The 25,116-nt window shown below is 62.7% G+C and carries 26 protein-coding genes; 3 read left to right on the plus strand and 23 right to left on the minus strand.

The window, feature by feature from the left end; translation table 11 throughout:
- The 21 genes from uvrC to EBS11_RS15805 all read right to left on the minus strand — a co-directional run.
- Positions 1–1,802: excinuclease ABC subunit UvrC (uvrC, locus tag EBS11_RS15705; protein WP_290604177.1), on the minus strand; the 1,802-nt coding region annotated here is incomplete at its 3' end.
- A gap of 91 nt (positions 1,803–1,893) precedes the next feature.
- Entirely contained in the window at positions 1,894–2,289 is a 396-nt protein-coding gene (acpS, locus tag EBS11_RS15710) for a holo-ACP synthase (RefSeq protein WP_290604179.1), read from the minus strand.
- Between the two features lie 22 nt (positions 2,290–2,311).
- Positions 2,312–3,073 (minus strand): pyridoxine 5'-phosphate synthase, encoded by a 762-nt coding sequence (gene pdxJ / locus EBS11_RS15715; RefSeq protein WP_290604181.1) that lies wholly within the window; start codon positions 3,071–3,073, stop codon positions 2,312–2,314.
- 42 nt (positions 3,074–3,115) lie between these two features.
- Complete coding sequence (recO, locus tag EBS11_RS15720; RefSeq protein WP_290604183.1) at positions 3,116–3,967, minus strand: DNA repair protein RecO; 852 nt, start codon at positions 3,965–3,967, stop codon at positions 3,116–3,118.
- A gap of 28 nt (positions 3,968–3,995) precedes the next feature.
- Positions 3,996–4,898 carry a GTPase Era gene (era, locus tag EBS11_RS15725; RefSeq protein WP_290604185.1) on the minus strand — a complete coding sequence of 301 codons (903 nt, stop codon included), beginning with the start codon at positions 4,896–4,898 and terminating at the stop codon, positions 3,996–3,998.
- Position 4,899: 1 nt separating this feature from the next.
- On the minus strand, positions 4,900–5,715 hold the full coding sequence (gene rnc / locus EBS11_RS15730; protein ID WP_290604187.1) for a ribonuclease III: 816 nt from the start codon (positions 5,713–5,715) through the stop codon (positions 4,900–4,902).
- Positions 5,716–5,802: 87 nt separating this feature from the next.
- On the minus strand, positions 5,803–6,720 hold the full coding sequence (gene lepB / locus EBS11_RS15735) for a signal peptidase I (protein WP_290604189.1): 918 nt from the start codon (positions 6,718–6,720) through the stop codon (positions 5,803–5,805).
- Complete coding sequence (gene lepA / locus EBS11_RS15740; RefSeq protein WP_290604191.1) at positions 6,717–8,510, minus strand: translation elongation factor 4; 1,794 nt, start codon at positions 8,508–8,510, stop codon at positions 6,717–6,719. The genes lepB and lepA overlap by 4 nt, the downstream gene beginning before the upstream one ends.
- A gap of 306 nt (positions 8,511–8,816) precedes the next feature.
- Positions 8,817–9,062 (minus strand): glutaredoxin family protein, encoded by a 246-nt coding sequence (locus EBS11_RS15745; protein ID WP_290604193.1) that lies wholly within the window; start codon positions 9,060–9,062, stop codon positions 8,817–8,819.
- 54 nt (positions 9,063–9,116) lie between these two features.
- Positions 9,117–10,613: a DegQ family serine endoprotease gene (locus tag EBS11_RS15750; RefSeq protein ID WP_290604196.1), complete on the minus strand. Its 1,497-nt coding sequence runs from the start codon at positions 10,611–10,613 to the stop codon at positions 9,117–9,119.
- Positions 10,614–10,866: 253 nt separating this feature from the next.
- Positions 10,867–11,175, minus strand: a complete 309-nt coding sequence (locus EBS11_RS15755; RefSeq protein ID WP_290604198.1) for a sigma-E factor negative regulatory protein — start codon at positions 11,173–11,175, stop codon at positions 10,867–10,869.
- A 72-nt stretch (positions 11,176–11,247) separates the two neighbouring features.
- On the minus strand, positions 11,248–11,850 hold the full coding sequence (gene rpoE, locus EBS11_RS15760; RefSeq protein ID WP_290604200.1) for an RNA polymerase sigma factor RpoE: 603 nt from the start codon (positions 11,848–11,850) through the stop codon (positions 11,248–11,250).
- An 87-nt stretch (positions 11,851–11,937) separates the two neighbouring features.
- Positions 11,938–12,432: a hypothetical protein gene (locus tag EBS11_RS15765; RefSeq protein WP_290604201.1), complete on the minus strand. Its 495-nt coding sequence runs from the start codon at positions 12,430–12,432 to the stop codon at positions 11,938–11,940.
- 120 nt (positions 12,433–12,552) lie between these two features.
- Positions 12,553–13,803: a beta-ketoacyl-ACP synthase II gene (gene fabF / locus EBS11_RS15770; protein ID WP_071322906.1), complete on the minus strand. Its 1,251-nt coding sequence runs from the start codon at positions 13,801–13,803 to the stop codon at positions 12,553–12,555.
- Between the two features lie 29 nt (positions 13,804–13,832).
- Positions 13,833–14,072, minus strand: coding sequence for an acyl carrier protein (gene acpP / locus EBS11_RS15775; protein ID WP_008449912.1), 240 nt, complete (start codon positions 14,070–14,072; stop codon positions 13,833–13,835).
- Positions 14,073–14,250: 178 nt separating this feature from the next.
- Positions 14,251–14,994 carry a 3-oxoacyl-ACP reductase FabG gene (fabG, locus tag EBS11_RS15780; protein ID WP_034749638.1) on the minus strand — a complete coding sequence of 248 codons (744 nt, stop codon included), beginning with the start codon at positions 14,992–14,994 and terminating at the stop codon, positions 14,251–14,253.
- Between the two features lie 53 nt (positions 14,995–15,047).
- Complete coding sequence (gene fabD / locus EBS11_RS15785) at positions 15,048–15,989, minus strand: ACP S-malonyltransferase (RefSeq protein WP_290604229.1); 942 nt, start codon at positions 15,987–15,989, stop codon at positions 15,048–15,050.
- Between the two features lie 32 nt (positions 15,990–16,021).
- Positions 16,022–17,020, minus strand: coding sequence for a beta-ketoacyl-ACP synthase III (locus EBS11_RS15790; RefSeq protein WP_290604230.1), 999 nt, complete (start codon positions 17,018–17,020; stop codon positions 16,022–16,024).
- A gap of 15 nt (positions 17,021–17,035) precedes the next feature.
- A complete protein-coding gene (gene plsX, locus EBS11_RS15795; RefSeq protein WP_290604232.1) occupies positions 17,036–18,103 on the minus strand; it encodes a phosphate acyltransferase PlsX in 1,068 nt (355 codons plus the stop codon).
- A gap of 207 nt (positions 18,104–18,310) precedes the next feature.
- Positions 18,311–18,493, minus strand: a complete 183-nt coding sequence (gene rpmF, locus EBS11_RS15800; protein ID WP_034749653.1) for a 50S ribosomal protein L32 — start codon at positions 18,491–18,493, stop codon at positions 18,311–18,313.
- A 336-nt stretch (positions 18,494–18,829) separates the two neighbouring features.
- On the minus strand, positions 18,830–19,327 hold the full coding sequence (locus tag EBS11_RS15805; RefSeq protein WP_290604235.1) for a YceD family protein: 498 nt from the start codon (positions 19,325–19,327) through the stop codon (positions 18,830–18,832).
- Positions 19,328–19,560: 233 nt separating this feature from the next.
- On the opposite strand from EBS11_RS15805, the gene EBS11_RS15810 reads away from it, so the two are divergent.
- Complete coding sequence (locus EBS11_RS15810; protein WP_290604237.1) at positions 19,561–20,169, plus strand: Maf-like protein; 609 nt, start codon at positions 19,561–19,563, stop codon at positions 20,167–20,169.
- A gap of 92 nt (positions 20,170–20,261) precedes the next feature.
- The gene (locus EBS11_RS15815; RefSeq protein WP_290604239.1) at positions 20,262–21,011 is read left to right on the plus strand and encodes an SAM-dependent methyltransferase; all 750 of its coding nucleotides are present in this window, start codon (positions 20,262–20,264) and stop codon (positions 21,009–21,011) included.
- 187 nt (positions 21,012–21,198) lie between these two features.
- Here the strand turns inward: EBS11_RS15815 and rlmJ are convergent, their stop codons facing one another.
- Positions 21,199–22,116 (minus strand): 23S rRNA (adenine(2030)-N(6))-methyltransferase RlmJ, encoded by a 918-nt coding sequence (gene rlmJ, locus EBS11_RS15820; protein WP_290604241.1) that lies wholly within the window; start codon positions 22,114–22,116, stop codon positions 21,199–21,201.
- Positions 22,117–22,391: 275 nt separating this feature from the next.
- Between rlmJ and EBS11_RS15825 the strand changes: the two genes are divergently transcribed.
- On the plus strand, positions 22,392–22,820 hold the full coding sequence (locus tag EBS11_RS15825; protein WP_290604243.1) for a thioredoxin family protein: 429 nt from the start codon (positions 22,392–22,394) through the stop codon (positions 22,818–22,820).
- A 6-nt stretch (positions 22,821–22,826) separates the two neighbouring features.
- Here the strand turns inward: EBS11_RS15825 and EBS11_RS15830 are convergent, their stop codons facing one another.
- Positions 22,827–25,109 carry a molybdopterin cofactor-binding domain-containing protein gene (locus EBS11_RS15830; protein ID WP_290604245.1) on the minus strand — a complete coding sequence of 761 codons (2,283 nt, stop codon included), beginning with the start codon at positions 25,107–25,109 and terminating at the stop codon, positions 22,827–22,829.
- Positions 25,110–25,116: the final 7 nt, after the last annotated feature.

A 25,116-nucleotide genomic window follows, 5' to 3' on the forward strand; every position in this document is an offset into this window, starting at 1 on the left:
TCGACCACGCCGCGCAAGCCGCCAAAGCGCGACAGCAGTTTTTGCCGGCGCTTGGCGCCTATGCCCTCTATCTCTTCCAAGCGCGACGTCTGACGCGTCTTGGCGCGCTTGGCGCGCATGCCGGTGATGGCAAAGCGGTGCGCCTCGTCGCGGATCTGCGCGATCAGCATCAGCGCGGCCGATTCCTTGCCCAGTTCCTGCGGCGCGCGGCCATCGACGAACAGCAGGGTTTCCAGGCCCACCTTGCGCCCTTCCCCCTTGGCCACGCCGACGATCAGGCTGATATCGAGCCCCAGCTCGGCAAACACCTGGCGCGCCATCTCGATCTGGCCCTTGCCGCCGTCGATCAGCACCACGTCGGGCATGACGCCGTCGCCGTTGGCCACTTTTTCGTAGCGGCGCATCAGGACCTGGCGCATGGCCGCGTAATCGTCGCCGGGGGTGATGTCGTTGATGTTGTAGCGGCGGTATTCGCCGTTCTGCATGGCGTGGTGGTGGAACACGACGCAGGACGCCTGCGTCGCCTCGCCCTGGGTGTGGCTGATGTCGAAACACTCCACGCGCAGGCTGTCGAGGTCTTCCGTTTCCAGGCGCAGCGCCTCGGCCAGCGCCCGCGTGCGCGACTGCTGCGAACCCTGCTCGGACAACAGGCGGGCCAGCGAAATCTCGGCGCCCTTTTGCGCCAGCTCAAGCCACTGGCGGCGCTGTCCCTGCGGCTGGAAGATCAGGTTGATGCGGTGGCCGCACTGCTCCATCAGGGCCACCATCAGGGCCGGCTGGTCAAATTCGATGTTCAGGATCAGGGTGCCGGGAATGAATTTTTCCGTGTAGTGCTGGGCCAGGAAGGCGGCCAGCACTTCCACTTCGATGGGTTCTTCGGCAATGGCCGCCGCGTCGCTGAGCTGGCTGGGGAAATACGCGCGGTCACCCAGGTGCCGCCCGCCCCGCACCATGGCCAGGTTGACGCAGGCGCGCCCGCCCTGCACCAGCACGGCGATGATGTCGACGTCGGCGTCGCCCGTCGTTTCCATGCTTTGCTGGTGCAGCACGCGCGACAGCGAGGCGATCTGGTTGCGCACCACCACGGCCTGCTCGAATTTCAGCTTGGCGGCAAAGGCGTGCATCTTCTTTTCCAGGTCGGCCAGCACTTCGCTCTGGCGCCCGCGCAGGAAACGCGCCGCGTTTTCCACGTCGTTCTTGTAGTCTTCCTTGCTGATCAGGTCCACGCAGGGCGCGCTGCAGCGGCCGATCTGGTGCAGCAGGCACGGCCGCGTACGGTTGGCATACACGCTGTCCTCGCAGGTGCGGATCAAAAACACCTTTTGCAGGATCTGCATCGATTCCTTGACGGCCCAGGAACTGGGGAACGGCCCGAAATACTGGTTTTTCTTGTCCACCGCGCCCCGGTAATACACCATGCGCGGCGCATCGCCGCTGGTGATTTTCAGATACGGGTACGACTTGTCGTCGCGGAACAGGATGTTGTAGCGGGGCTGCAGGGCCTTGATCAGGTTGTTTTCCAGGATCAGCGCTTCCGCCTCGCTGTGCGTGACGGTCGTTTCCAGGCGCGCGATGCGCTCGACCATCATGGCGATGCGGGGACTGGCCAGGTTCTTCTGGAAATAGCTGGAGACGCGCTTTTTCAGGTCGCGCGCCTTGCCGACGTACAACACCTTGTCGGCCGCATCGAAATAGCGGTACACGCCGGGCAGGTTCGGCAGCTTGGCGACGGTGGCCAGCACTTGCGCGCGCGGGTCGGGCGGCGTTTCCGCCAAGGAAGATTCTGGGCTTGCTTCGGTCATTGCTGGCTCTTAAATGGGGTCAGACCCGCCGGGGGAATACGTCCCAATGGGACGCATTCCGATCGAAAAGACTGACCCCGGCATCTCATTGCTACTCCGCTTGTTCCACGATCACAAACGCCACGGCATACTCTTCTTCATCGCTGACGGTCACTTGCGCGCTCAGGCGGTGCTGCTCCATGAACTCCGCCAGCACGCCGCTGCAGACGATCATCGGCTTGCCGCTGGGATGGTTCAGCATCTGCGCGGCGGGCCACGTCATCGGCATGCGCAGGCCCAGGCCGATGGCCTTGGAAAACGCCTCCTTGGCGGCGAAACGGGTGGCGAGGAAGCGCACGCCGCGCACGGCATGCTTGGCGCTGCGGGCGCGGAATTTTTCCAGCTCCTGCGGCCCCAGTATCTTTTGCGCAAAACGCTCGCCGTGGCGCGCCAGCGCCGCCTCGATGCGGGGAATCTTGCAGATGTCGGTACCGATGCCGTAGATCATGCTGCCTCCTGTGTCCGCGCGCTTATGCCTTGCTGGCCAGGCGCGTGGCCACCATGATGGCCTTCATTTCGCGCACGGCGTTTTCCCAGCCGACAAACACGGCATGGGCGACGATGGCGTGGCCGATGTTCAGTTCGGCAATTTCCGGGATGGCGGCAATCGCCTGCACGTTGGTGTAATGCAAGCCGTGGCCCGCATTCACCTTCAAGCCCCGGCCCACGCCGAACAGCACGCCCGCCTTGATGCGCTCCAGCTCGGCCAGCTGCTCGGCGCCTTCGGTGTCCGCATAGCGGCCCGTGTGCAGCTCGATGACGGGCGCCTTCAACTCGGCGGCGGCGGCGATCTGCTGCTCGTCCGCATCGATGAACAGGCTCACGCGGATGCCCTCGCCCTGCAATTGCTGCACGGCCGCCTGCACTTCCTTGAAGTAGCGCACCACGTCCAGGCCGCCTTCGGTCGTCACTTCCGTGCGCTTTTCCGGCACCAGGCACACGTCCGCCGGGCGGATGCGGCAAGCGAAGTCGATCATCTCCTGCGTGACGGCCGCTTCCAGGTTCATGCGCGTGAGCAATTGCGGCGCGATGGCGATCACATCCGCATCCTTGATGTGGCGGCGGTCTTCGCGCAAATGCAGGGTGATGGCGTCGGCGCCCGCCTGTTCGGCCAGCAGGGCCGCGCGGATCGGATCCGGATAGGCCGTGCCGCGCGCATTGCGCAAGGTGGCCACGTGGTCGATATTGACGCCCAAGTCGATGACGGGGCCGGAAGGCTGCAAAAAGCTCATAGTGATGGTATCCGTAAAGTGCTGTCGCGCGGCACAGCGCCGCTACAGCTGCATTAAATCGATCAATATCTGGCGCGTATTCAAGGTGGCGCCCCCCAGCTGATGGGCCAGCAGGAAGCGCATCAGCAGCTTGCTTTGCGCCTGCGTGGCCACATCGCCATATTCTTCGCGCTCCATGTCAAGCAGGGTCTTGCCCGTGATCTTAGGCCAGGCGTCGGCGGCGCGCGCCGGGCGCGGCCCCCGCTCCGGGTCCACCACGTACACCTGCCCCGCATCGACGGCCTGGCGCGTGCCCGTGCAGCGCGTCAGGTCGGCCGCCACGCCCGTTTCCTTGAGCAGGGCGCGCTCGAACTTGCGCAGCACGATGGGCGGCGGTTCATTGTGCGCCAGTTGATTCAAGGTGGCAACGTAGTGGTCGAACAGGACGGGATGCGGATCGTCGCGCGCCAGCAGTTTCACCAGCAGTTCATTCAGGTAAAAGCCGCACAGCAAGGCCGTCTTTTCCAGCGGCAACATGCCGCCCACCCATTCGGCGCCCGTCAGGATGCGCAGCTCGGATTTGCCCGTCCAGCCCGCCTGCAGGGGCTGGAAGGTCTGCAGCACGCCCCGCAGCTGCGAATGGGGGCGCTTGGCGCCCTTGGCGACGAGCGCGATGCGGCCGTATTCGCGCGTGAACACGTCGACGATGAGGCTGGTTTCTTTATGCGGATAGCTGTGCAGCACGAAGGCGGGCTGGCCCGTGACCTTGCCGTCGCGCGCGGGCGGACGGCTGCGCCGCGGCGCGGCGGGTGGAGCGCATGCGGGAATGGCGGCCGGCGGCGCGAGGGCCGCCGGCGCGGGAACGACGAGTGAAGCTGGCGCGAGATCAGGCTGCGCTGGCGTGGTGGTGCTCATGCGTGTGGCGTCGCCCCCGGGTTGCGGATTACTCGTAGCCGTAGGCGCGCAAGCCCGCCTCGTTGTCGGCCCAGCCCGATTTGACCTTGACCCAGATTTCCAGGTACACGGGGCCGCCGAACAGTTTTTCCATGTCCAGGCGGGCCTGGGTGGAGACTTCCTTCAGGCGCGCGCCCTTGTTGCCGATAATCATGGACTTGTGCGTATCGCGCTCGACGAGGATGGCGGCAAACACGCGGCGCAGATCGCCTTCCTGCTCGAATTTCTCGATCAGCACGGTGCTCGTGTACGGCAGTTCGTCGCCGACGAAGCGGAACAGCTTTTCGCGCACGATTTCCGAGGCGAGGAATTTTTCGCTGCGGTCCGTGATGTCGTCCGGCCCGAAGATGGGCTGGTTTTCCGGCAAGAAACGCTTGATCTCGTTCTGCAAGCCTTCCAGCTGGAAATGCAGCTTGGCCGAGACGGGCACGATGGCGGCGAAGTCGCGCATGGCGGCGATTTTTTGCGCGAACGGCAACAATACGGCCTTATCCTTGACGCGATCGGACTTGTTGATGACGAGGATGCACGGCACTTCCTTCGGCAGCAGGTCCATCACTTGCTGGTCGGCCGGGCCGAAGGTGCCCGCCTCGATCACGTACAGAATGACGTCCGAGGAAATCAGGGTATTGGTGACCGTCTTGTTCAGCGTCTTGTTCAGCGCGTTCGAGTGGCGCGTCTGGAAACCGGGCGTGTCGACGTAGATGAACTGCGCGTCCGGCAAGGTCTGGATGCCCGTGATGCGGTGGCGCGTCGTTTGCGCCTTGCGCGAAGTGATGCTGACCTTCGCGCCGATCAGCACGTTCATCAGGGTCGATTTGCCCACGTTGGGGCGGCCCACGATGGCGATATAGCCACAGCGGAAGTTGTCAGGCATTTTGGTGGTGGTCATGCTAGTGTCGATTCTGTGTAGTGTGAGCGGCGATCGCGGGGGCCGCAGGGGCTTGCGCGTCGTCGCTCTGGATGGTGGCAATGCCGGCCAGCTTGAGCTGGGCGGCGCGCGGTTTGGGCTTGCGGCTGGCGGCTGGCGACTTCAGCAGTGCCTGCTCGGCCACCTCCAGCGCCAGTTTGGCGGCGGCTTGCTCACCGGCGCGGCGGCTTCCGCCACGGCCGTAGACCTGGATGTTCAATTTCGGCACCAGGCATTCGATCTCGAATTCCTGGCTGTGGGCGGCGCCGTGGGTGGCCACCACGTTGTACTGTGGCAGCGAAATTTTCTTGCTTTGCAGAAACTCCTGCAGCAGGGTCTTGGCATCCTTGCCCAGGGTCTGCGGATCGACCGAGTCGAGGATGGGAATGTAGAAGGCGCGGATCACCGTGCTGGCCGCATCGAAGCCCGTGTCGAGGAAGATGGCGCCCAGCAGCGCTTCCAGCGTGTCGGCGAGGATGGATGGCCGGCGGAAGCCGCCCGACTTCAGTTCGCCTTCGCCCAGGCGCAGGAACTGCGACAATTCCAGCTTTTGCGCGATTTCGTACAGCGACTGCTGCTTCACCAGGTTGGCGCGCAGGCGCGACAGGTCGCCCTCGTCGATGGCCTTGAAGCGTTCGTACAGGATGGAAGCGACCACGCAGTTGAGGATGGAGTCGCCGAGGAATTCCAGCCGCTCGTTATGCAAACTGCTGTGGCTACGGTGCGTCAAGGCTTGCTGCAACAGGCCAGCATCCTGGAACGTATAGCCTAGACGGGTTTGCAATAGCTGAAGATTCATTGTTGTTTCTGTGTCATCTGATTGATTCGGCTGGCCGCCGCGCGGGGAATCGGCGCGGCAGCCATGGGTAGTGCATGCAAGAAAGACTTAATGGATGCCGCCTACGCGTTTCGGGTTGCTGAAATTCATCCATACGAGGAAAGCCTTGCCGACGATGTTTTCGTTCGGCACGAAGCCCCAGTAGCGGCTGTCCGCGCTATTGTCGCGGTTGTCGCCCATCATGAAATAGTTGCCTGGTGGCACCACGCAAGTAAAACCGTCTTCGTTGTAGTCGCACGCTTCCTTGTGCGGGAAATCCTTGACTTCGCGCAAGTTCAAGGTCGGCGCCGGCTCATCGTTGAGGATGCGGTGGCTCACGCCCGTCAGGTTTTCTTCCAGCTGCTTGTGGTACACGGTGCTTTCGTCGTCCAGGTAGTCGTCCAGCGGCGTGTACTGCACTTCCTTGCCGTTGACCGTCAAGCGCTTGTTTTCATAGGTGATTTTATCACCGGGCACGCCGATCACGCGCTTGATATAGTCTTGCGACATATCTTTCGGATACTTGAACACCATCACGTCGCCGCGCTGCGGGTCGTTCACTTCGATGATGCGCTTGTTGACGATCGGCAAACGGATGCCATACGTGAACTTGTTCACCAGGATCAGATCGCCCACCAGCAAGGTCGGCACCATCGAGCTCGACGGAATCTTGAATGGCTCGTACAGGAACGAACGCAGGCAGAACACGAGGGCGATGACGGGGAAGAAGCTGCCCGAATACTCGACCCAGGTGGGCTGGCGCAACAGGGCTGCCTCGATGGCGGCGCGGTTGCCGCCCGCATCGGACTTGATGCCTTCGGCCGACAGCCGGGACTGGCGCGCATCGAACTCGGCCAGGGCGCGGTCGGCCGCCTTGCGGCGCTGCTTGGACAGGTAGAACACGTCCAGGCACCAGACCAGGCCCGTCAGCACCATCAGCACGAACAGGATTAAAGCGAAATTTCCTAAGATCACTTGCAGGTTCATTTATCGTCCACTTGTAAAATTGCCAGGAATGCTTCTTGCGGGATCTCCACGGAACCCACTTGCTTCATGCGCTTCTTACCCGCCTTTTGTTTTTCCAGCAATTTTTTCTTGCGGCTGATATCGCCGCCATAGCACTTCGCCAGCACGTTCTTGCGCAAGGCCTTCACGTTTTCGCGCGAAATGATGTTGGCGCCGATGGTGGCCTGGATGGCCACGTCGAACATCTGGCGCGGAATCAGTTCGCGCATCTTGGCGGCCACCTGGCGGCCACGGTACTGGCTGTTCGAGCGGTGGACGATGATGGCCAGCGCATCGACCTTTTCGCTGTTGATCAGCATGTCGACCTTGACCACGTCGGCCGCGCGGTATTCCTTGAACTCGTAGTCCATCGAGGCATAGCCGCGCGACGTCGATTTCAGGCGGTCGAAGAAGTCCAGCACGATCTCGGCCATCGGCATTTCATACACGAGCTTGACCTGGCGGCCGTGGTAGCTCATGTCCATCTGGATGCCGCGCTTGGCGATGCACAGAGTGATCACGGAACCCACGTATTCCTGCGGCATGTACAGGTTGACGGTGACGATAGGCTCGCGCACTTCCTCGATGCGCGACGGATCGGGCATCTTCGACGGATTGTCGACGTTGATCAGGGTGCCATCGCGCTGGATCACTTCGTACACGACGGTCGGCGCCGTCGTGATCAGGTCCATGTCGAATTCGCGCTCCAGGCGTTCCTGCACGATTTCCATGTGCAGCAGGCCCAGGAAGCCGCAGCGGAAGCCGAAGCCCAGCGCCTGCGACACTTCCGGCTCGTACATCAGGGCCGCGTCGTTCAGTTTCAGTTTTTCCAGCGAGTCGCGCAGCGCGTCGTACTGGTTCGCTTCCACGGGGAACAGGCCGGCAAACACTTGCGGCTGCACTTCCTTGAAGCCAGGCAATGGCTCGGCGGCAGGACGGTTGGCCAGGGTGACCGTATCGCCCACTTTCGCCGCCTTCAATTCCTTGATGCCGGCGATGATGAAGCCCACCTGGCCTGCCGACAATTGCGGCAAGGATTGCGAACGGGGCGAGAAGACGCCGATGTCTTCCACCAGCTGCACGGAATCGGTGGCCATCAGGCGGATCTTGTCCTTCGGCTTCAGGGTGCCGTTGACCACGCGCACCAGCATCACCACGCCCACGTAGGAGTCGTACCAGGAGTCGACGATCAGCGCCTGCAGCGGCGCATCGGGGTCGCCCTTCGGCGGCGGCACCTTGGCGATCAAGGACTCCAGCACGTCCTGCACGCCCAGGCCCGTCTTGGCCGAGCAATGCACGGCGTCGCCCGCATCGATGCCGATCACGTCTTCGATCTCGGCAATGGCTGTCGGCGGGTCTGCGTTCGGCAAGTCGATCTTGTTCAGGACCGGCACCACTTCCACGCCCAGGTCCAGCGCCGTGTAGCAGTTGGCCACGGTTTGCGCTTCCACGCCTTGCGATGCGTCAACGACCAGCAGCGCGCCTTCGCAGGCGGACAGCGAGCGCGACACTTCATAGCTGAAGTCGACGTGGCCCGGCGTATCGATCAGGTTCAGGTTGTAGATCTGGCCATCGCGGGCCTTGTAGTGCAGGGCCGCCGTTTGCGCCTTGATGGTAATGCCGCGCTCGCGCTCCAGATCCATCGAATCGAGCACCTGCGCCTCCATCTCGCGGTCGGACAAGCCGCCGCACAATTGAATGATGCGGTCAGCCAGGGTCGATTTACCGTGGTCAATATGGGCGATGATGGAGAAGTTGCGTATGTTGTTCATTAACTAATATAAGTGCGAAGTTGACGACACTGCTTTAACAGGAATCATGGGGATCATGCTCGGGCCAGGCCCGGCGCCCCACTCATGATGAAAAAAGCGCTCCGAGCAGGACATCTGCATGCCCAGGCGAGCGCTTTTGAAGCGACAGAAGCTGCTGCCTCGGACAGTAGCTTTTTCGACCTCCCCATTTTACCGGATTTCAGAGTAGAAAGCCCGTCTTATGAGGCCGGCGCCGGGGCAAGGCCACAATTTTGCCTGATTTCAGCACCAGAATGGTGCATTGCAGTGTCAATATTGGTATTTAGCCTATACCAGGCAGCGCCGCACGGCCGCTTCGTCGAGGAAATAATGGCACAGCTCAGGCTGCGCCAGGTCGCCGAACAGCACCGGCACGAGCTCGTCGAAGCGCGCCAGCAGCGAGGCATCGGGCGAGGCATCGATATCGATCACGTCCACCGTGAAGGGCGCAGCGGGCGGCTGCAGCAGGAGCAAGGCGTCCAGCATGTCCTGGCATAAATGGCAATAACTGCGGGAATAGAGGGTAAAGTGCATGGCGGGCAGGATACCGCATCCCGGCTGCGGCCGGAATGCGGGAGGATCACCTAGTTACTTCGCCGACGGGCGCAGCGAGACGAACTGGGCCACGTCGCCACGGCGCACCAGCACGGCCGCGGATTTCTTCGGATCGAGCTTGGCCACCAGCGCGTTGAACTGCTTGGCATCTTTGACGGCAACATTATTCAACTGCAAGATGACGTCGCCAGGCTGCAGGCCCGCCAGGGCGGCCACGCCGTCCGCGTCGTCGACCTGCACGCCGCCGTCGATTTTCAGCTCCTGCTTCTTCGCGGCCGGCACGTCGCTGACCTTCAGGCCCAGCGCGTTGACGGCTTGCGCTTCCGGCTCCTTGACGCCCTTCTTCGCCGTCTTGTCGCCTTCCAGCTCGACCACGGTGACGGGAATGTCCTGTTGCGCGCCCTTGCGCCAGACGGTGACGGTGGACTTGCCGTTGACGGGCGCGCCGCCGACCAGGCGCGGCAGGTCGGACGAGCGCTCGATGGCCGTGCCGTTGAATTTCAGGATGATGTCGCCCGGCTTGATGCCCGCCTTGTCGGCAGGACCGCCCTCTTCCACCATCGACACTTGCGCGCCCTTGGCGTTCGGCAAGCCCAGCGACTGGGCCACGTCCTTGCTCACTTCGCCGATCTGCACGCCGATGCGTCCGCGCACCACCTTGCCCGTCTTCTTCAGCTGCTCGCCCACGCGCATGGCTTCGTCGATGGGCACGGCAAACGAGATGCCGTTGTAGGCGCCGGACAGGGTAGCGATCTGCGAGTTGATGCCGATCACTTCACCGCGCATATTGATCAGCGGGCCGCCCGAGTTGCCGGGATTGACGGCCACGTCGCTCTGGATCAGGGGCAGGTAATCGCCCGTATCGCGGGACTTGGCGGAAATAATGCCGGCCGTCACCGTGTTTTCCAGGTTGAAGGGCGAACCGATGGCGATCACCCATTCGCCCACGCGGATCTTGTTCGAGTCGCCGATGGTCAGGCGCGGCAGGTTGCCGCCTTCGATTTTCAGCAGGGCCACGTCGGTGCGCGCATCGGCGCCGATCACCTTGGCCTTGAATTCGCGCTTGTCCGTCAGGGTCACGTAGACTTCGTCGGCGCCATCGACCACGTGCGCATTGCTCAGCACGTAACCGTCGGCCGAAATGATGAAGCCGGAACCGACGCCGCGCTGCACTTCCTGCTCTTGCGGCACGGCACGACGGCCGCCGCGCGGCGCCTGCTGGCGCGGCGTCGGCATGGCGCCGCCAAAGAAGCGGCGCAGGAATTCCTGCATTTCCTGTTCATCCTGGCCGCCGGCACCGGCGCCGCCCATTTTCAGGCGCTCGGTGGTGCGGATATTCACGACGGCGGGGCCGACGGCGTCCACCAGGTCGGAAAAATCAGGCAACTTTACGGCCGGCACGGCCGCCTGCGCTTGCGGCGCCAGGCCCAGCATGGTCGGGGCGAGGAAGACACCAGCCGTACCGAACAATAAGGCGGAAAGCGTCTTCACTGAAAACGTCTTGCTGGCGGCACACATGTTTTTTTTCATGGAAAGGATCTTTTCGAATATTAAAACGGATCAGGCGATTGCCCACGTGCATGATTCACCCGCATCGCGGAATTTCGGGGGACGACACACCCGGCAGCACGCATGGCAAACCATACAACAATATATCGCAAAAGCAAGATATTGCCTGTTCATAGTGTCAATCGTGTAGAAGGCCCATGTCAAGAGCGGCAGACGGCCGTTAAGCCTCGCGTAAGGTGCCGGGGGCGCGCAGGCGCGCGGCGGCGTGACGGGCCTAGCGCTGCACCAGCGGCCCCGCCTCCAGCGGTTCCGGCAGGCCGGGCGGCACGATGGCAGCGGTCACGGGTGCCAGCGGCGCGGACTCGGCCGCCAGGCGGCTGGCCAGGCGCGCGTCGAACTGGGCGCTCAACTCATGGCCGCACTGGTCCGAGCGCAAGGTATCGCCGATGCGGCGATACGCATCCCAGGCTTGCCGGCCCTCGTCCGTGTCGAGGGCGGCAAAGGCCAGTTCGAGCTCACTGGCCGCCAGCTCGCCATCGGCCAGGGCGGAAATCGTCTCGAGCAATCGTGTGTGCGTGTCCATGATAGGCCCTGCCATTTCAAGAGGATCGGTGCGGAAACCGGGCGCAGCCATGCCAACCTCATACTCATCACATTACCAGCGCTTGTCAATCGGCATGTCCAACAAAGGCTTCAATTTCTCCGCGATCACTTCGCGCGCGCGGAAAATGCGGCTGCGCACGGTGCCGATGGGGCATGCCATGATCTCCGATATTTCTTCGTAGCTCAGTCCCTCTATTTCGCGCAGTACGATGGCCGTGCGCAACTCGATGGGCAGCACATCCATGGCGGCATTGACGGTCGCCGCAATCTGCTTGCTGGCCAGCACTGATTCGGGGGTATTGTTATCGCGCAACTTATTGCCGTCATCGAAGGATTCCGCCTGCTCGGCGTCGGCGTCGCTGGACGTGGCGGCGCGCCGCCCCTGGGTGACGAGGTAATTCTTCGCCGTATTGATGCCGATGCGATACAACCACGTATAGAAGGCGGCGTCGCCGCGGAAATGCCGCAGCGCCCGATACGCCTTGATAAAGGTTTCCTGCACCACATCTTCGGCCTCCGCCGGGTCATGCACCAGGCGCGACACCAGGCGCATCAGGCGGCGCTGGTACTTCGATACCAGCACGTCAAATGCCCGCTTGTCGCCAGCCCGCACCCGCTCGACCAGTAACTGATCATACTCGCGCTCTGTCCTCACGCCCCATGTCCCCGTTGGCATGCAGCGTGGGCGCCCGTATGGATATAGAGTTGGCCCGCTGCAAGAAGTTCAGTGTTCACCCCACTTTTATTCTTCCTTTCCCCGCGCCGCGAGCGCCCGGCAAGCCACGGCCAGCTGGCGGAACGCGGCACAGCCGCTGCCCCGCTGGGCCAGCACAACCGTCCGCCGTCCGGCATCGTCCATCAGGCACAGCACCAGCAGCGCAGGCCACAGGGTCGAGCCGGGCAGCAGGCGCACTGCCGACGCTGCCGGCGGCACCGGCGCCGCGCCGCCATGCTCCAGATATACCGCCAGCCGCAGCTGGCCAACCGGCGAAATATCAAGCGCCTGCGGCTTTCTGCGCGAACGCAGCAAAAGCAGTAAAAACGCGCCTCCAGCCGCACTCAGCACGGCGCCAGCCCCGCCCAGGGCGTAACAGCCGACGAGTTCGCCAGATACGGGCGCACGGCTCCACAGACCGCTCAAGGGCCAGGCGGCCAGCACGGCACACAGGCCCAGCGTCGCTTGCAGCCAGCGCAAACAGACAGGCGTACGGATGACCGCCGAAACAGCGATAGACATACAACATGGGAAAAAAAGGCGCGCCGGCAACATGCCGGGCAAATTCAGGTGCCAACGAACGTTGGCACCGAATCAGCGCTCACTACGGTTTGACCGCAGCGAGCGCTTGAAAGTTCCTGCTTATTTCGCTTTGCCGAAAATCAGTGTGCCATTCGTGCCGCCGAAGCCGAACGAGTTCTTCACTGCATAATCGATCTTCATTTCACGCGCCGTGTTGGCACAGAAATCGAGATCGCAAGCCGGATCCTGGTTGAAGATGTTGATGGTCGGTGGCGACACCTGATGGTGCACTGCCAGGACCGTAAACACCGCTTCCAGACCGCCCGCGCCGCCCAGCAAATGGCCCGTCATCGACTTGGTCGAGTTGACAACCAGATTCTTGGCATGCTCGCCGAAGGTACGCTTGATGCCCATCACTTCCGCCACGTCGCCTTGCGGGGTCGACGTGCCGTGCGCGTTCAGGTACTGAATCTGATCCGGGTTCAAGCCTGCGTTGTTGAGGGCCGCGATCACCGATTTGCTGCCGCCGCTACCATCTTCCAGCGGCGAGGTCATGTGATAAGCATCTGCGCTCATCCCGAAACCATGCACTTCGGCATAGATCTTGGCACCACGGGCCACCGCGTGCTCGTACTCTTCCAGCACCATGACACCGGCGCCCTCGCCCAGCACGAAGCCGTCGCGGTCGGTATCCCACGGACGCGACGCCGTTGCCGGATCGTCGTTGCGGGTCGACAAGGCGCGTGCCGAGGCGAAACCGCCCAGGCCCAGCGGCGACACGGTCGATTCGGCACCGCCGGCGATCATGACGTCGGCATCGCCGTACTCGATCATGCGCGCGGCGGCACCGATGCTGTGCAGACCGGTGGTGCAGGCCGTGACGATCGCCAGGTTCGGGCCCTTCAGACCATATTTGATCGAAAGGTTGCCAGAGATCATGTTAATGATCGAGGCAGGCACGAAAAATGGCGAAATACGGCGCGGACCGCGCTTTTCGTACTCGGACTTGGTTTCCTCGATCAGCGGCAAGCCACCGATACCGGAACCGATGATGACGCCGATACGCTCGGCGTTCTCTTCGGTCACTTCCAGACCGGAGTCCTGGATCGCCTGGATGCCCGCAGCCATGCCGTAATGGATAAAGGTATCCATGTGGCGGGCTTCCTTACCGGAGATGTAATCTTCGATATTGAAGCCTTTGACTTCACCGGCAAAATGCGTGGTGAATGGCTGTGCATCAAACTTGGTAATCGTGGCAATGCCGGATTTACCTTCAATGATTGCGCCCCACGCCTCGGCAATAGTATTGCCGACAGGTGAAACGCAGCCCAGGCCGGTGACAACAACACGACGGTTTTTAGAACGGCTCAAGCGATTCTCCTGAAGTCGGTCAGACAGGCTTATGCCTTGACGTGTGCGGTGGCGTAGTCGATCGCCTGTTGCACGGTGGTGATTTTTTCAGCTTGTTCGTCAGGGATTTCCATTTCGAATTCGTCTTCCAGGGCCATCACCAGTTCCACGGTGTCCAGGGAATCGGCGCCCAGGTCGTCGACGAAGGAGGATTCGATTTTGATGTCTGCTTCTGCAACGCCCAGTTGCTCAGCGACGATTTTCTTAACGCGTTGTTCGATATCCGACATGTTATGGCTCCAAAGTGTGTGTTACGGAAAGTGCGCGCATTTTATCAGGTTTGCGCGTCCGAATACTAATTTCGGTGTCTGCTGCTAATTCGACCGAAGCTGCTGCTAAAAGATGCGATTATAGACAAAAACGGCCCGTGAATCATGCCACAAATGGCCGCCCCGTCTAGCGTTCACATCAATTCATGTACATACCGCCGTTCACGTGCAGGGTCGTGCCCGTGATATACGCCGCTTGCGGCGAGGCCAAAAAGGCCACGGCAGCCGCCACATCTTCCGGCTTGCCCAGGCGGGACAAGGGAATCTGCGTCAACAGCGCCGCGTGCTGCTCTTCGCTCAGCGCCTTGGTCATGTCGGTATCGATGAAGCCCGGCGCGATGCAGTTCACGGTAATGTTGCGGCTGCCGATTTCGCGCGCCAGCGCGCGGCTCATGCCTTCCACGCCGGCCTTGGCCGCCGCGTAGTTCATTTGCCCCGGATTGCCCGACGAGGCAACCACCGACGTGATATTAATGATACGCCCAGTTTTGGCTTTCATCATGCCGCGCAGTACGGCGCGCGACAAACGGCCCACGGCCGACAGGTTGGTGGAGATCACGCTGTCCCACTCTTCATCCTTCATGCGCATGGCCAGCTGGTCTTGCGTGATGCCCGCATTGTTGACCAGGATGGACAGGCTGCCGTAGGTTTTCTGCACTTCGTCGACGACGGCCGCGCAGCGCGCCGCATCGGTCACGTTCAGGACCAGACCCTTGCCCGTCACGCCTTCGGCGGCCAGGTAATCGGTGATGGCTTGCGCGCCGCTTTCCGAGGTGGCGGTGCCGACGACGGTGGCGCCCTGCTTGCCCAGTTCGGTGGCGATGGCACGGCCGATGCCGCGCGAGGCGCCCGTGACCAGCACGACTTGATTTGCTAAATTCATGAGTATCCTTAAAGATGGCTGGCGGCAGGCATCGCTGCACTGCCGCTTGCTGTTTACTTGAGCTGCGTCAAAATGCGTTCCAGCGAGGCCTGGTCGACGATGGCGTCGCCCACCAGCACGGGATCGATGCGCTTGGCCAGGCCCATCAGGACCTTGCCCGGACCGCATTCGATCACTTGCGTGATGCCGTCCGCGGCCACCTTTTGCATGGTTTCCACCCAGCGCACGGGGCTGGCAGCCTGGCGCACGAGCGCATCCTTGATGCCGGCCACGTCATTGACGATGGCCACGTCGACGTTGTTGATCAGGGCGATCTGCGGCGCGGCGAACGTCAGGCCCGCCATGTATTCGCGCAGACGGTCCGATGCCGGCTTCAGCAGCGACGAGTGGAATGGCGCGGAGACGGGCAGCTTCATGGCGCGCTTGGCGCCCTTGGCCTTGGCCAGTTCGCAGGCGCGCTCGACGGCAGCCGTGTGGCCGGCGATGACCACTTGCGCAGGTGCATTGAAATTGACGGGCTCGACCACCAGGGCCGGGTTTTCCGCCGCCGCTTCCGCACAGGCGGCGCGCACGTCGTCGTCCGACAGGCCCAGCACGACAGCCATCGTGCCCTGCCCGACGGGCACGGCTTCCTGCATGGCTTGCGCGCGGAAACGCACGAGCGGCACGGCATCCTTGAAATCGATGACGCCGGCGGCGACCAGCGCCGAATATTCACCGAGGCTGTGGCCGGCGACGACCGTCGGCACGGGACCGCCGGCCGCCAGCCAGGCGCGGTAGAAAGCCACGGCCGCCGTCAGCATCACGGGCTGCGTGTTGGTGGTCAGGTCCAGTTCTTCCTTCGGACCTTCGGCGATCAGCTTGCCCAGGTCGAATTGCAGGGCGTCCGACGCTTCGGCCACGGTCTGGGCCACGACGGGGTTGCCGGCGAAGCCGTCGAGCATCGCAATCGCTTGCGAACCTTGGCCTGGGAAAACAAATGCAAATTGTGTCATGGTGACTCCGTTTTTTTAATAGTATTGCGGGATTACATGCGCGCCAGCACGGCGCCCCAGGTAAAGCCGCCGCCCACGCCTTCCATCATGACGTTGTCGCCCTTCTTGACGCGGCCGTCGCGCACGGCGATGTCCAGTGCCAGCGGGATGGAGGCGGCCGAGGTGTTGCCATGCTGGTCCACCGTGACGACCATCTTGTCCAGCGGCAAGCCGAGTTTCTTGGCCGTACTGTTCATGATGCGGATGTTCGCCTGGTGCGGAATCAGCCAGTCGATCTGGTCCGAGGTCATGTTGGCGTGTTCCAGGGCTTCGTGGGCGACTTTTTCCAGCACGGAGACGGCCAGCTTGAACACGGCCGGACCGTCCATGTACAGGAAGGCGCTGCCGTCCAGCGCGCCGCCGGCCAGGCTGCCCGGGACGCTGAGGATGTTCGAGTGGCGGCCATCGGCGTGCAGCTTGGTGGCCAGGATGCCCGGCTCGGTGGACGCCGTCAGGACGATGGCGCCGGCGCCGTCGCCGAACAGCACGCAGGTGCCGCGGTCGTCGAAATTGAGGATGCGCGAAAACACTTCGGCGCCGATCACCAGCACGTTCTTGTGCATGCCCGACTGGATGAAGCTGTCGGCCGTTGCCACCGCATAGACAAAACCGCTGCAGACGGCTTGCACGTCGACGGCGGCGCAGTTATTCGTGATGCCCAGCTTGTTTTGCACGATGCAGGCCGTGCTGGGGAAGCTGCCGAAGAAATCGGGGGTCGAGCTGGCGACGATGATCAGGTCCAGGTCGTTGCCGCTCAGGCCAGCCATTTCCAGGGCCTTCCTGGCCGCTTCCACGCCCAGGTCCGAGGAATTTTGCGTCGGCGCCGCGTAATGGCGCGCCGAGATGCCGCTGCGCGACACGATCCATTCATCCGACGTCTCGATGCCTTTGGCGGCGAGCTGTTCGGTCAAATCCTGGTTGGTGACGCGTTTCTCCGGCAGGTAGCTGCCGGTACCGATAATTTTGCTGTAGATTTTGCTAAAAACAGTCATGCAAGTACCCGTCCACTAAATGGTAGAGCTTGTTGATGTAGGTTCGTCCGGTACTGGCGTGCGCGGCATCAGCTCGGCGATCAGGCTGGCCAGGTGCGCTTGCACGTCATTTTTTGCCGCATCAAAGGCGCGGCGCAAGGCCCATTCGAAGGAATAGGCATCGGCGCTGCCATGGCTCTTGAAGACGAGTCCACGCAAGCCCAGCAGGCTGGCGCCGTTATAACGCGACGGATTCAGGCGGTTGCCGATGGCTTTCAGGGCCCCGCGGGCGATCAGCGCGCCCAGCATGGTAATCGGATTGCGCTTGAATTCGGAAGTGAGCACGTCTTTCATGAAGCGCGCCAGGCCTTCGATGGCTTTCAGGGTGACGTTGCCGACGAAACCGTCGCAGACGACGATATCGGTCGTGCCCTTGAAGATGTCGTTGCCTTCCACGTTGCCGTAGAAGTTCAGCGCGCCGCGCTCGTGGTCGGCCTGCAGCAGCTTCGAGGTGAGTTTCACCACTTCATTGCCCTTGATATCTTCCGTACCCACGTTCAGCAAGCCGATCGTGGGACGGGCGATGCCTTCCATGGCGGACACGAGCACGGAACCCATGATGGCGAACTGGTGCAGGTGATGCGGTTCGCAATCGACGTTGGCGCCCAGGTCCAGCATGTAGGTGGGGCCGTTCTTTTGATTCGGCAGGATGCTGCAGATGGCCGGGCGGTCGACGCCGGACATGGTTTTCAATACATAGCGCGACACGGCCATCAGGGCTGCCGTGTTACCGGCGGAGACGGAGGCTTGCGCCACGCCGCTCTTGACCTGTTCGATGGCCACGCGCATGGACGAATCCTTCTTGCGGCGCAGGGCCACTTCCAGGGGGTCGTCCATGGTAACTTGTTCGGAGGCATGCAGTACCGACAGGCGCGGGTGCGCGTCGGCTTTGTGTTTTTTCAGTTCGGCACGGATCACGTCTTCCAATCCAACAAGGATCAGTTCGGCTTCAGGCTCATGTTTTACGAAGGAAATTGCTGCGGGGATAGTGACTGAGGGACCATGATCTCCGCCCATGCAGTCGATAGAAATTTTGATTGTCATTTGTTTTGATTCAGTACCGCTGCGGGCTTGCGGCAAGATGTGAATCGGACTGGAGCATACCAAGGCGGCGCATGCGACCACAGCTCTGGCAAGCTTGATTCAAAATGACGGTGTGCAAGATGAATTGCAGCCGATAAAAAAGAAGAAGCGGCGCCACGCCGAATAACCACGTAACACCGCTTTCATCTTACCCAACAAAAACGTCGATTACTCGTCGTTTTTGGTCTTCAGCACTTTACGGCCACGATAGAAGCCGTTAGGGCTGATATGGTGACGCATGTGGGTTTCGCCGGTAACTGGCTCGACGCTCAATTGCGGCGCGACCAGGAAGTCGTGCGAACGGTGCATGCCGCGCTTGGAAGGGGTTTTCTTGTTCTGTTGAACTGCCATGATGACTCCTAATACATAAGTTCTAAAATTTTAGCACAATCGATTAGCAAATACATGCGAATCGAGTATCCCAGCGGCAAAGACTACCCGAAAATAGCCCGGACCGACATCGTTTATTACAATTACATTTCACTACACTTGCCATACTCGATTACTACACGCGTTTGACACGTTCTCTAAACGGAACCTCACAAACCTACTGCGCGCCCCACTATCGCCTCGGCGTTGCTCAGCGTACTTCCGTACGCTTGCGCTACTCAAGACGATATTGGACCGCTCGCTACGGTTTTTGAGGCCCCCTACAAACTACCACTACTACTTAACTTTTCTCTTAACTTATTCTGGCTTCAAGTCTTTCAGTGCCGCAAACGGCGACTTCTTTTCAGTCTTGAGAGCATCGAGCTGCGCCGTATCGGGGCAGACGTCATGTTTGGGTACCTGCGGCAGGGCCAGCAAGGCTTCATCTTCGATCAGGGCCGAGGCATCCATGCTGCGGCTGCCGACGATCACGTCGATCGTTTCATCGTTGATGATTTCTTCGATCTCGTCCGCATGCTCGTCATCCTTGCCCAGCATCAGAACAGTCGAAGAATCAATCGCGTAAGCATACGGAGTCAGGCAGCGCTGGCAAACCAGCTGAACGGTGCCGTTGACCGACAAGGTCAGTTGCGGGTAGCCCAGCTTGCTGGTGCCGCCGACGACCTTCCAGGCGATATCGCCGGAAGCATCTGCACAATCCTTGGTCAACCGGGTCATTTCAGCGACAGGAGTTACACCCTCGCGGCTCCCGCTGATACGACAAAAATCAAAGGCGTCGATCACAAAAGCATTCATTGGTAGAAAATTTCCCCGGAAAACCTGCGATAATAACAGGGTTTTAAGCGCCGAGTCAAAGGCTAAGCATCTTTTTTGATGCCTTGATTACAAGCCGATTGCCATTTCGTGACATCTTCATCAACATCGTCATGCCGCATGGAGCCTCAGTTGTGGGCTCCGCGCCCTGGAATTTGCGTGAAATTCCGCTGACATCGACCAGTGCGGCCATGCCGGCCGCCATCCACTACCGAATGATACCAACTTCCGCCCCATTGCGCTTGATTCTTGCATCGAGTTCGACCTACCGCAAGGAACTGCTGGAACGCCTGCGCCTGCCGTTCGAGGTGGCCGTGCCCGACCTCGACGAACGCCCCCTGCCCGGCGAAAGCCCCAGCGCCACGGCCCTGCGCCTGGCGCAGGCCAAGGCACAGGCCGTGCTCGACCGCCATCCCGGCAGCCTCGTCATCGGCTCCGACCAGGTCGCCACCCTGGACGGCGCGCAGATCGGCAAGCCGGGCAACCATGCCGTTGCCCTGCGCCAGCTGCAAACCATGCGCGGCCGCCAGACCGTGTTCCACACGGCACTGTGCCTGCTCGATGGGCGCCAGACGCCCGCCGTGGCGCAGGTGGAAGACATCCAGACCCGCGTCACCGTGCGCGACCTGCCCGACGCGGAACTGGACGCCTACCTGCGCATCGAGCAACCGTACGACTGCGCCGGCAGCGCCAAGAACGAGGGCCTGGGCATCGCCCTGCTCGAACGCATCGACAGCACGGACCCCACCGCCCTTACCGGCCTGCCGCTGATCGCCCTCACCGGCATGCTGCGCAAGGCAGGCGTGGCGTTTTTCACATTTTAATCACCCTGGGGTCAGACCCGACGGAGGAGCAGGCTCAATGGAGCACGCTCCGATCCCGAAGGTCTGACCCCGGTCTATACAAAGCTAACACTATGACCGGCATCCTGTACCTGATCCCCAACCACCTCGGCCTGTCCGACGGCCCCGCCGACCCGCTGGGCCACATCATTCCCAGCCAGGTGCAGCAGATCACCTCGCAGCTCGATTATTTCGTTGCGGAAAACGCCAAGACGGCGCGCGCCTTCCTGAAACTGATCGGCAGCCAGTATCCGCTGGCCAAGCCCTTGCAGGAAATCACCATTTCCGAACTCAACGTCAACACCCCGGCGCAAGCGCTGGCCGGCTTGCTGGCGCCGTTGCTGGCGGGACGCGACGCGGGCCTCGTGTCGGAAGCGGGCGTGCCCGCCGTGGCCGACCCCGGCGCCGACCTGGTGCGCCTGGCGCACCAGCACTCTATCCGCGTGCGCCCGCTGGTGGGACCGTCCTCGATCCTGCTGGCCGTGATGGCCAGCGGCTTGAACGGCCAGAGCTTCGCCTTCAACGGCTACCTGCCCACGGATGCGGCCCAGCGCGCCAAGCGCATCAAGGAACTGGAAGTGCGTTCGCGCACGGAAAAGCAGACCCAGCTCTTCATCGAGACGCCCTACCGCAACGCCGCCATGCTCGAAGCCCTCGTGGCGCAATGCGCCCCGTCCACCCTGATCTGCGTCGCCACCGACCTGAGCCTGGACACGGAAAGCGTGCAGACGTGGAATGGCGGGCAGTGGAAGAAACAATTGGCCGCCGGCAAGGCACCGGACTTCCACAAGAAACCCACCGTGTTCTTGCTGCTGGGACAGTAAACGACAAACGCCACGAACATATTTGCCGTGGCGTTTACTTTGCTTAACTACGATGGTTACGACACCTGACAACACCGTAGCGGGCGCAAGGGCGAGGTGGCCAGGAAGCGCAACCGTACTCCAGTACTGGTACGGTGAGCATCGCAGCCCGCCTGTCCCGACGCGCAGCAGGTTAGTTCAGGCGCCCTCAGACGCGGCGCGTGCCCGTGTTTTTCTGTCCGCCCTTGCCCGTCTCCAGCACGAACTTGGCGCCATCGTCGCGGCCCAGCACTTTTACCAGGTACGGCATGACTTCGCGCAACATCGGCTCCAGGGTGTACGGCGGGTTCAGGATGAACATGCCGCTGCTGTGCAGGCCGAAGCCGTCCGGCGACGGCGTGTTCACCGTCAGGGTCACGTGCAGCCAGTCCGAGCAGGGCAGCTGCTTGAGCTTGTCGGCGAACTGGCGCGATTCCATGCGCTGCAGCACCGGATACCAGACGGCATACATGCCCGACGGGAAGCGCACGAGGGCGTCGGCCAGGGTGTCCTTGACCTTGCGGTAATCCATCTTGTCTTCGTATGGCGGATCGATCAGCACCAGCGCGCGGCGCGATGGGGGCGGCAGCAGGGCTTTCAGGCTCTGGAAGCCGTCCGCCTTGGTGATGATGACGCGCTTGCCGCGCACGGTGGGACGCTCGCCCTGGGCCAGCGCATGCGCCTCGACCTTGCGGAAGTTGTCTGCCAGAATCTTTGCATCGGCGGGGTGCAGCTCGAACAGGCGCAGACGGTCTTGCTCGCGGCTGACCTTGTCGGCGCAGTACGGCGAACCCGGGTAATAGCGCATCTTGCCGCTCGGATTCATTTCCTTGATCAGCTTCATGTACTCGGCCAGCGAGGCGGGCAGGTCCGTGCGGTCCCACAGGGGCGCGATGCCCGTTTCGTACTCGGCATTCTTCGAGGCGTAACCGCCGTCGAGCGCATATACGCCTGCGCCGGAGTGGGTATCGATATAACTATAGGCGGTATCTTTTTGATTCAGGTACTGCAACAACTGAATCTGCACATAATGCTTCAACACATCGGCGTGATTACCCGCGTGAAAGGCGTGGCGGTAACTCAACATAAGCTGGCTAATTCCATAATAAAAATAAACAAAGGCGGGAGCGCTGACACCGGGCAGGGCATGAAACAGACTGGAGGAGTCAGGCTGCGGGGCCAGGAAACAGCATGGACCAGCGTAATCAGCGCGCAATTACCAGCATTATCCACCAGAAAGGTGGGTTGCATCAAAAAACACGGATAAACAAGCCCATGCATTCTCGGGACTGCGCCGGCCGGGCGCGGTAGAATACGCGCATCGGGCGCCCCGCGTCCATTGCCCTACTCATATAGATGACCATGCACAGCCTGACCCTCACGACCGATAACCGCAGCGACGTCGCGGCAGCCCTGGCCGGCCCGCGCTGGACCGTGGCCTGCCTGTGCGCGCTGTGGTGCGGCACGTGCGGCAGCTACCGCGCCACGTTCGAGGAACTGGCCGCGCGCCACCCGGACACGCTCTTCGTCTGGATCGACATCGAAGACCAGGCCGACGTGGTGGGCGACCTCGACATCGACAACTTCCCCACCCTGCTGATCCAGCGCGAAGACAACGTGGCCTTCTTCGGCACGGTCTTGCCCGACGGCGGCCTGGCGCACCTCATGGTGCAGGCGCAGCAGGCGCTTGGTGCCGAGGAACTGGCGCGGCTGTCGACCAGCACGCCGGAGCGGCGCGACTGGCAGCGCGACTGCAATCTGCGTCAATTACTGGCCGCTACCCTGGCCTGACCCATCTCAGGCCAGGCGCAGCGGCAGGCTGCGCAGCCGTTTCCCCGTCAAGATGAAGACGGCGTTGGCCACGGCCGGCGCGATGGGCGGCGTGCCCGGCTCGCCCACGCCCTCGGGATGCTCGGCGCTGGCGATGATGAGGGTCTCCACCTGGGGCGTCTGGCCCATGCGCAGCACGGGATAGTCGTGGAAGTTGCTTTGCTCGACTTTCCCCTCCTTGAAGGTGATCTCGCCGCCCAGCGCCGCCGACAGGCCGAACAGCACGGCCGATTCCATCTGCTGGGCGATGATGTTCGGATTGACGGCGATGCCGCAATCGATGGCGCACACGACGCGCTGCACGCGGATTTCGCCGTTTTCCACGGATACCTGCGCCACCTGCGCGACGATGCTGCCGAAGGACTGGTGCAGGGCCACGCCGTGCGCGTGACCGGGCGGCGGCGTGCCCGCCCTGGCGACCGCCGCATCGAGCACGGCCAGGTGGCGCGGGTGCTGCGCCAGCATGGCGCGGCGGAAGGCGACGCCGTCCTGCCCCGCCGCGTGGGCCAGCTCATCGATAAAACTTTCCTTGAAGAACGCGTTATGCGAGTGCCCGACGGAGCGCCAGTAGCCGATCGGCACGGGGCTGTCGGCGATCACGTGGGCGATGCGCTGGTTGGCGATCTCATAGGGCATGTCGAATTCGCCTTCGGCCGTGGTCTTGTCCGGCCCCGCGCCCGGCAAGCCGAAATTGCGCTGCAAAAACTGGTGCGTGATGGAACCGCTGACGGATTTGTTGTCCCAGGACGCGATACGGCCCTGCGCGTCGAGGCGGGCCGCAAAGCGGGCCAGCGCGGCGGGACGGTACATATCGTGCTGCGTATCCTGCTCGCGCGTCCACAGCAGCTGCACGGGCAGGCCATCGCACTGCAGGGCGATGGCGACGGCTTGCGCCACCATGTCCACTTCCAGGCGGCGGCCGAAACCGCCGCCCAGCAGCAGCACCTCGATCGTCACGTCCTGCGCAGCGACGCCGGCGACCTTGGCCGCCACGTCGACGGCGATGCCGGGCGCCTGCGTCGACACCCACAACATCACCTTGCCATTTTTCACCTGCGCGGTGCAGTTGACGGGTTCCATGGCGGCATGCGCGAGGAAAGGCGCGCGGTACTCGGCCTTGACGCTGCGCAAGGCCTGCACGGCCTTGCCCTCCACGTCGCCGCTGGCGTAATACGCATGGCCCGCCTCGCTGTCGAGCAGGCGGGCAAATCCGGCATACACGGCATCGCTGGACAGGGCCGCCTGCGGCCCCGCCTGCCACTGCACGGCCAGGGCGGCGGCCGCCGTCTTCGCGCGCCAGTACGTGTCGGCCACCACGGCCACGCAGGAGGGAGACGCCGTGCCCCGCTGGCGCAGCGCCGGCGTCAGGTCCGCCACCTTTTTCACGCCGGGCAGCGCCAGCACGGGCACCGCATCGAAGGCGGCGACGGCATCGCCCAGGCGCGGCGGCAGCTGCAGGGCCGCATACAGCATGCCGGGCGGGCGGGCATCGATGCCGAAGCGCGCGCTGCCGTTGACTTTCGACGGCGTGTCGCGGCGCGGCGCCGGCTGGCCGATCAGCTTGAACTCCCCGGGGGATTTGAGCGCGGGCGTGCCCGGGTCCATGCCGGCGGCGCGCTGCGCCAGGCTGGCGTAGCTGGCGCGCCGGCCATCCGCATGCAGCACTTCGCCCTGTTCTGTGCGGCACTGCGCGGCCGGCACCTGCCACTGTGCCGCGGCCGCTTGCAGCAGCATGGCGCGCGCGCAGGCGCCTGCCTCGCGCATGGGGCCCCAGCCATCCTTCACGCTGGACGAGCCGCCCGTGACGATCACGCCCAGTTCGCGCGCAGCCTTGGCCACCGTCCACTGCGCCAGCGCCTTCAGCCGACCCTGGTCGTCCGGGTGGAACGGCAGGCTGTCCTTGAGCATGGCGACATTGCCAAAGATTTTATCCATGGGCGCCTGGATCAGCTTGACGCTGCTCAAAGCCACGTCGAGTTCCTCCGCCACCAGCATGGGCAGGGCCGTATGCACGCCCTGCCCCATTTCGCTGCGCGGCATGGCCAGCAGCACCGTGCCGTCGGCCTGGATGGCCAGCCAGCCGTTCAGGGCCACGGCCCCGTCGGTGACGGGCAGCGGCGCACTGCCATGGAGGCGCTGGCGCGGCGGCAGCACGCCCCAGCCCAGCACCAGGGCGCCCACGCCGGCCACGCCGAAGCCCAGGCCACCGAGCAGGAAACGGCGGCGCGAAGTGGAAGAGTGTGCGGCCATGGGTAGT

The organism is Janthinobacterium sp. (assembly GCF_009923995.1).
In the GTDB taxonomy this organism is placed as follows: domain Bacteria; phylum Pseudomonadota; class Gammaproteobacteria; order Burkholderiales; family Burkholderiaceae_D; genus Janthinobacterium.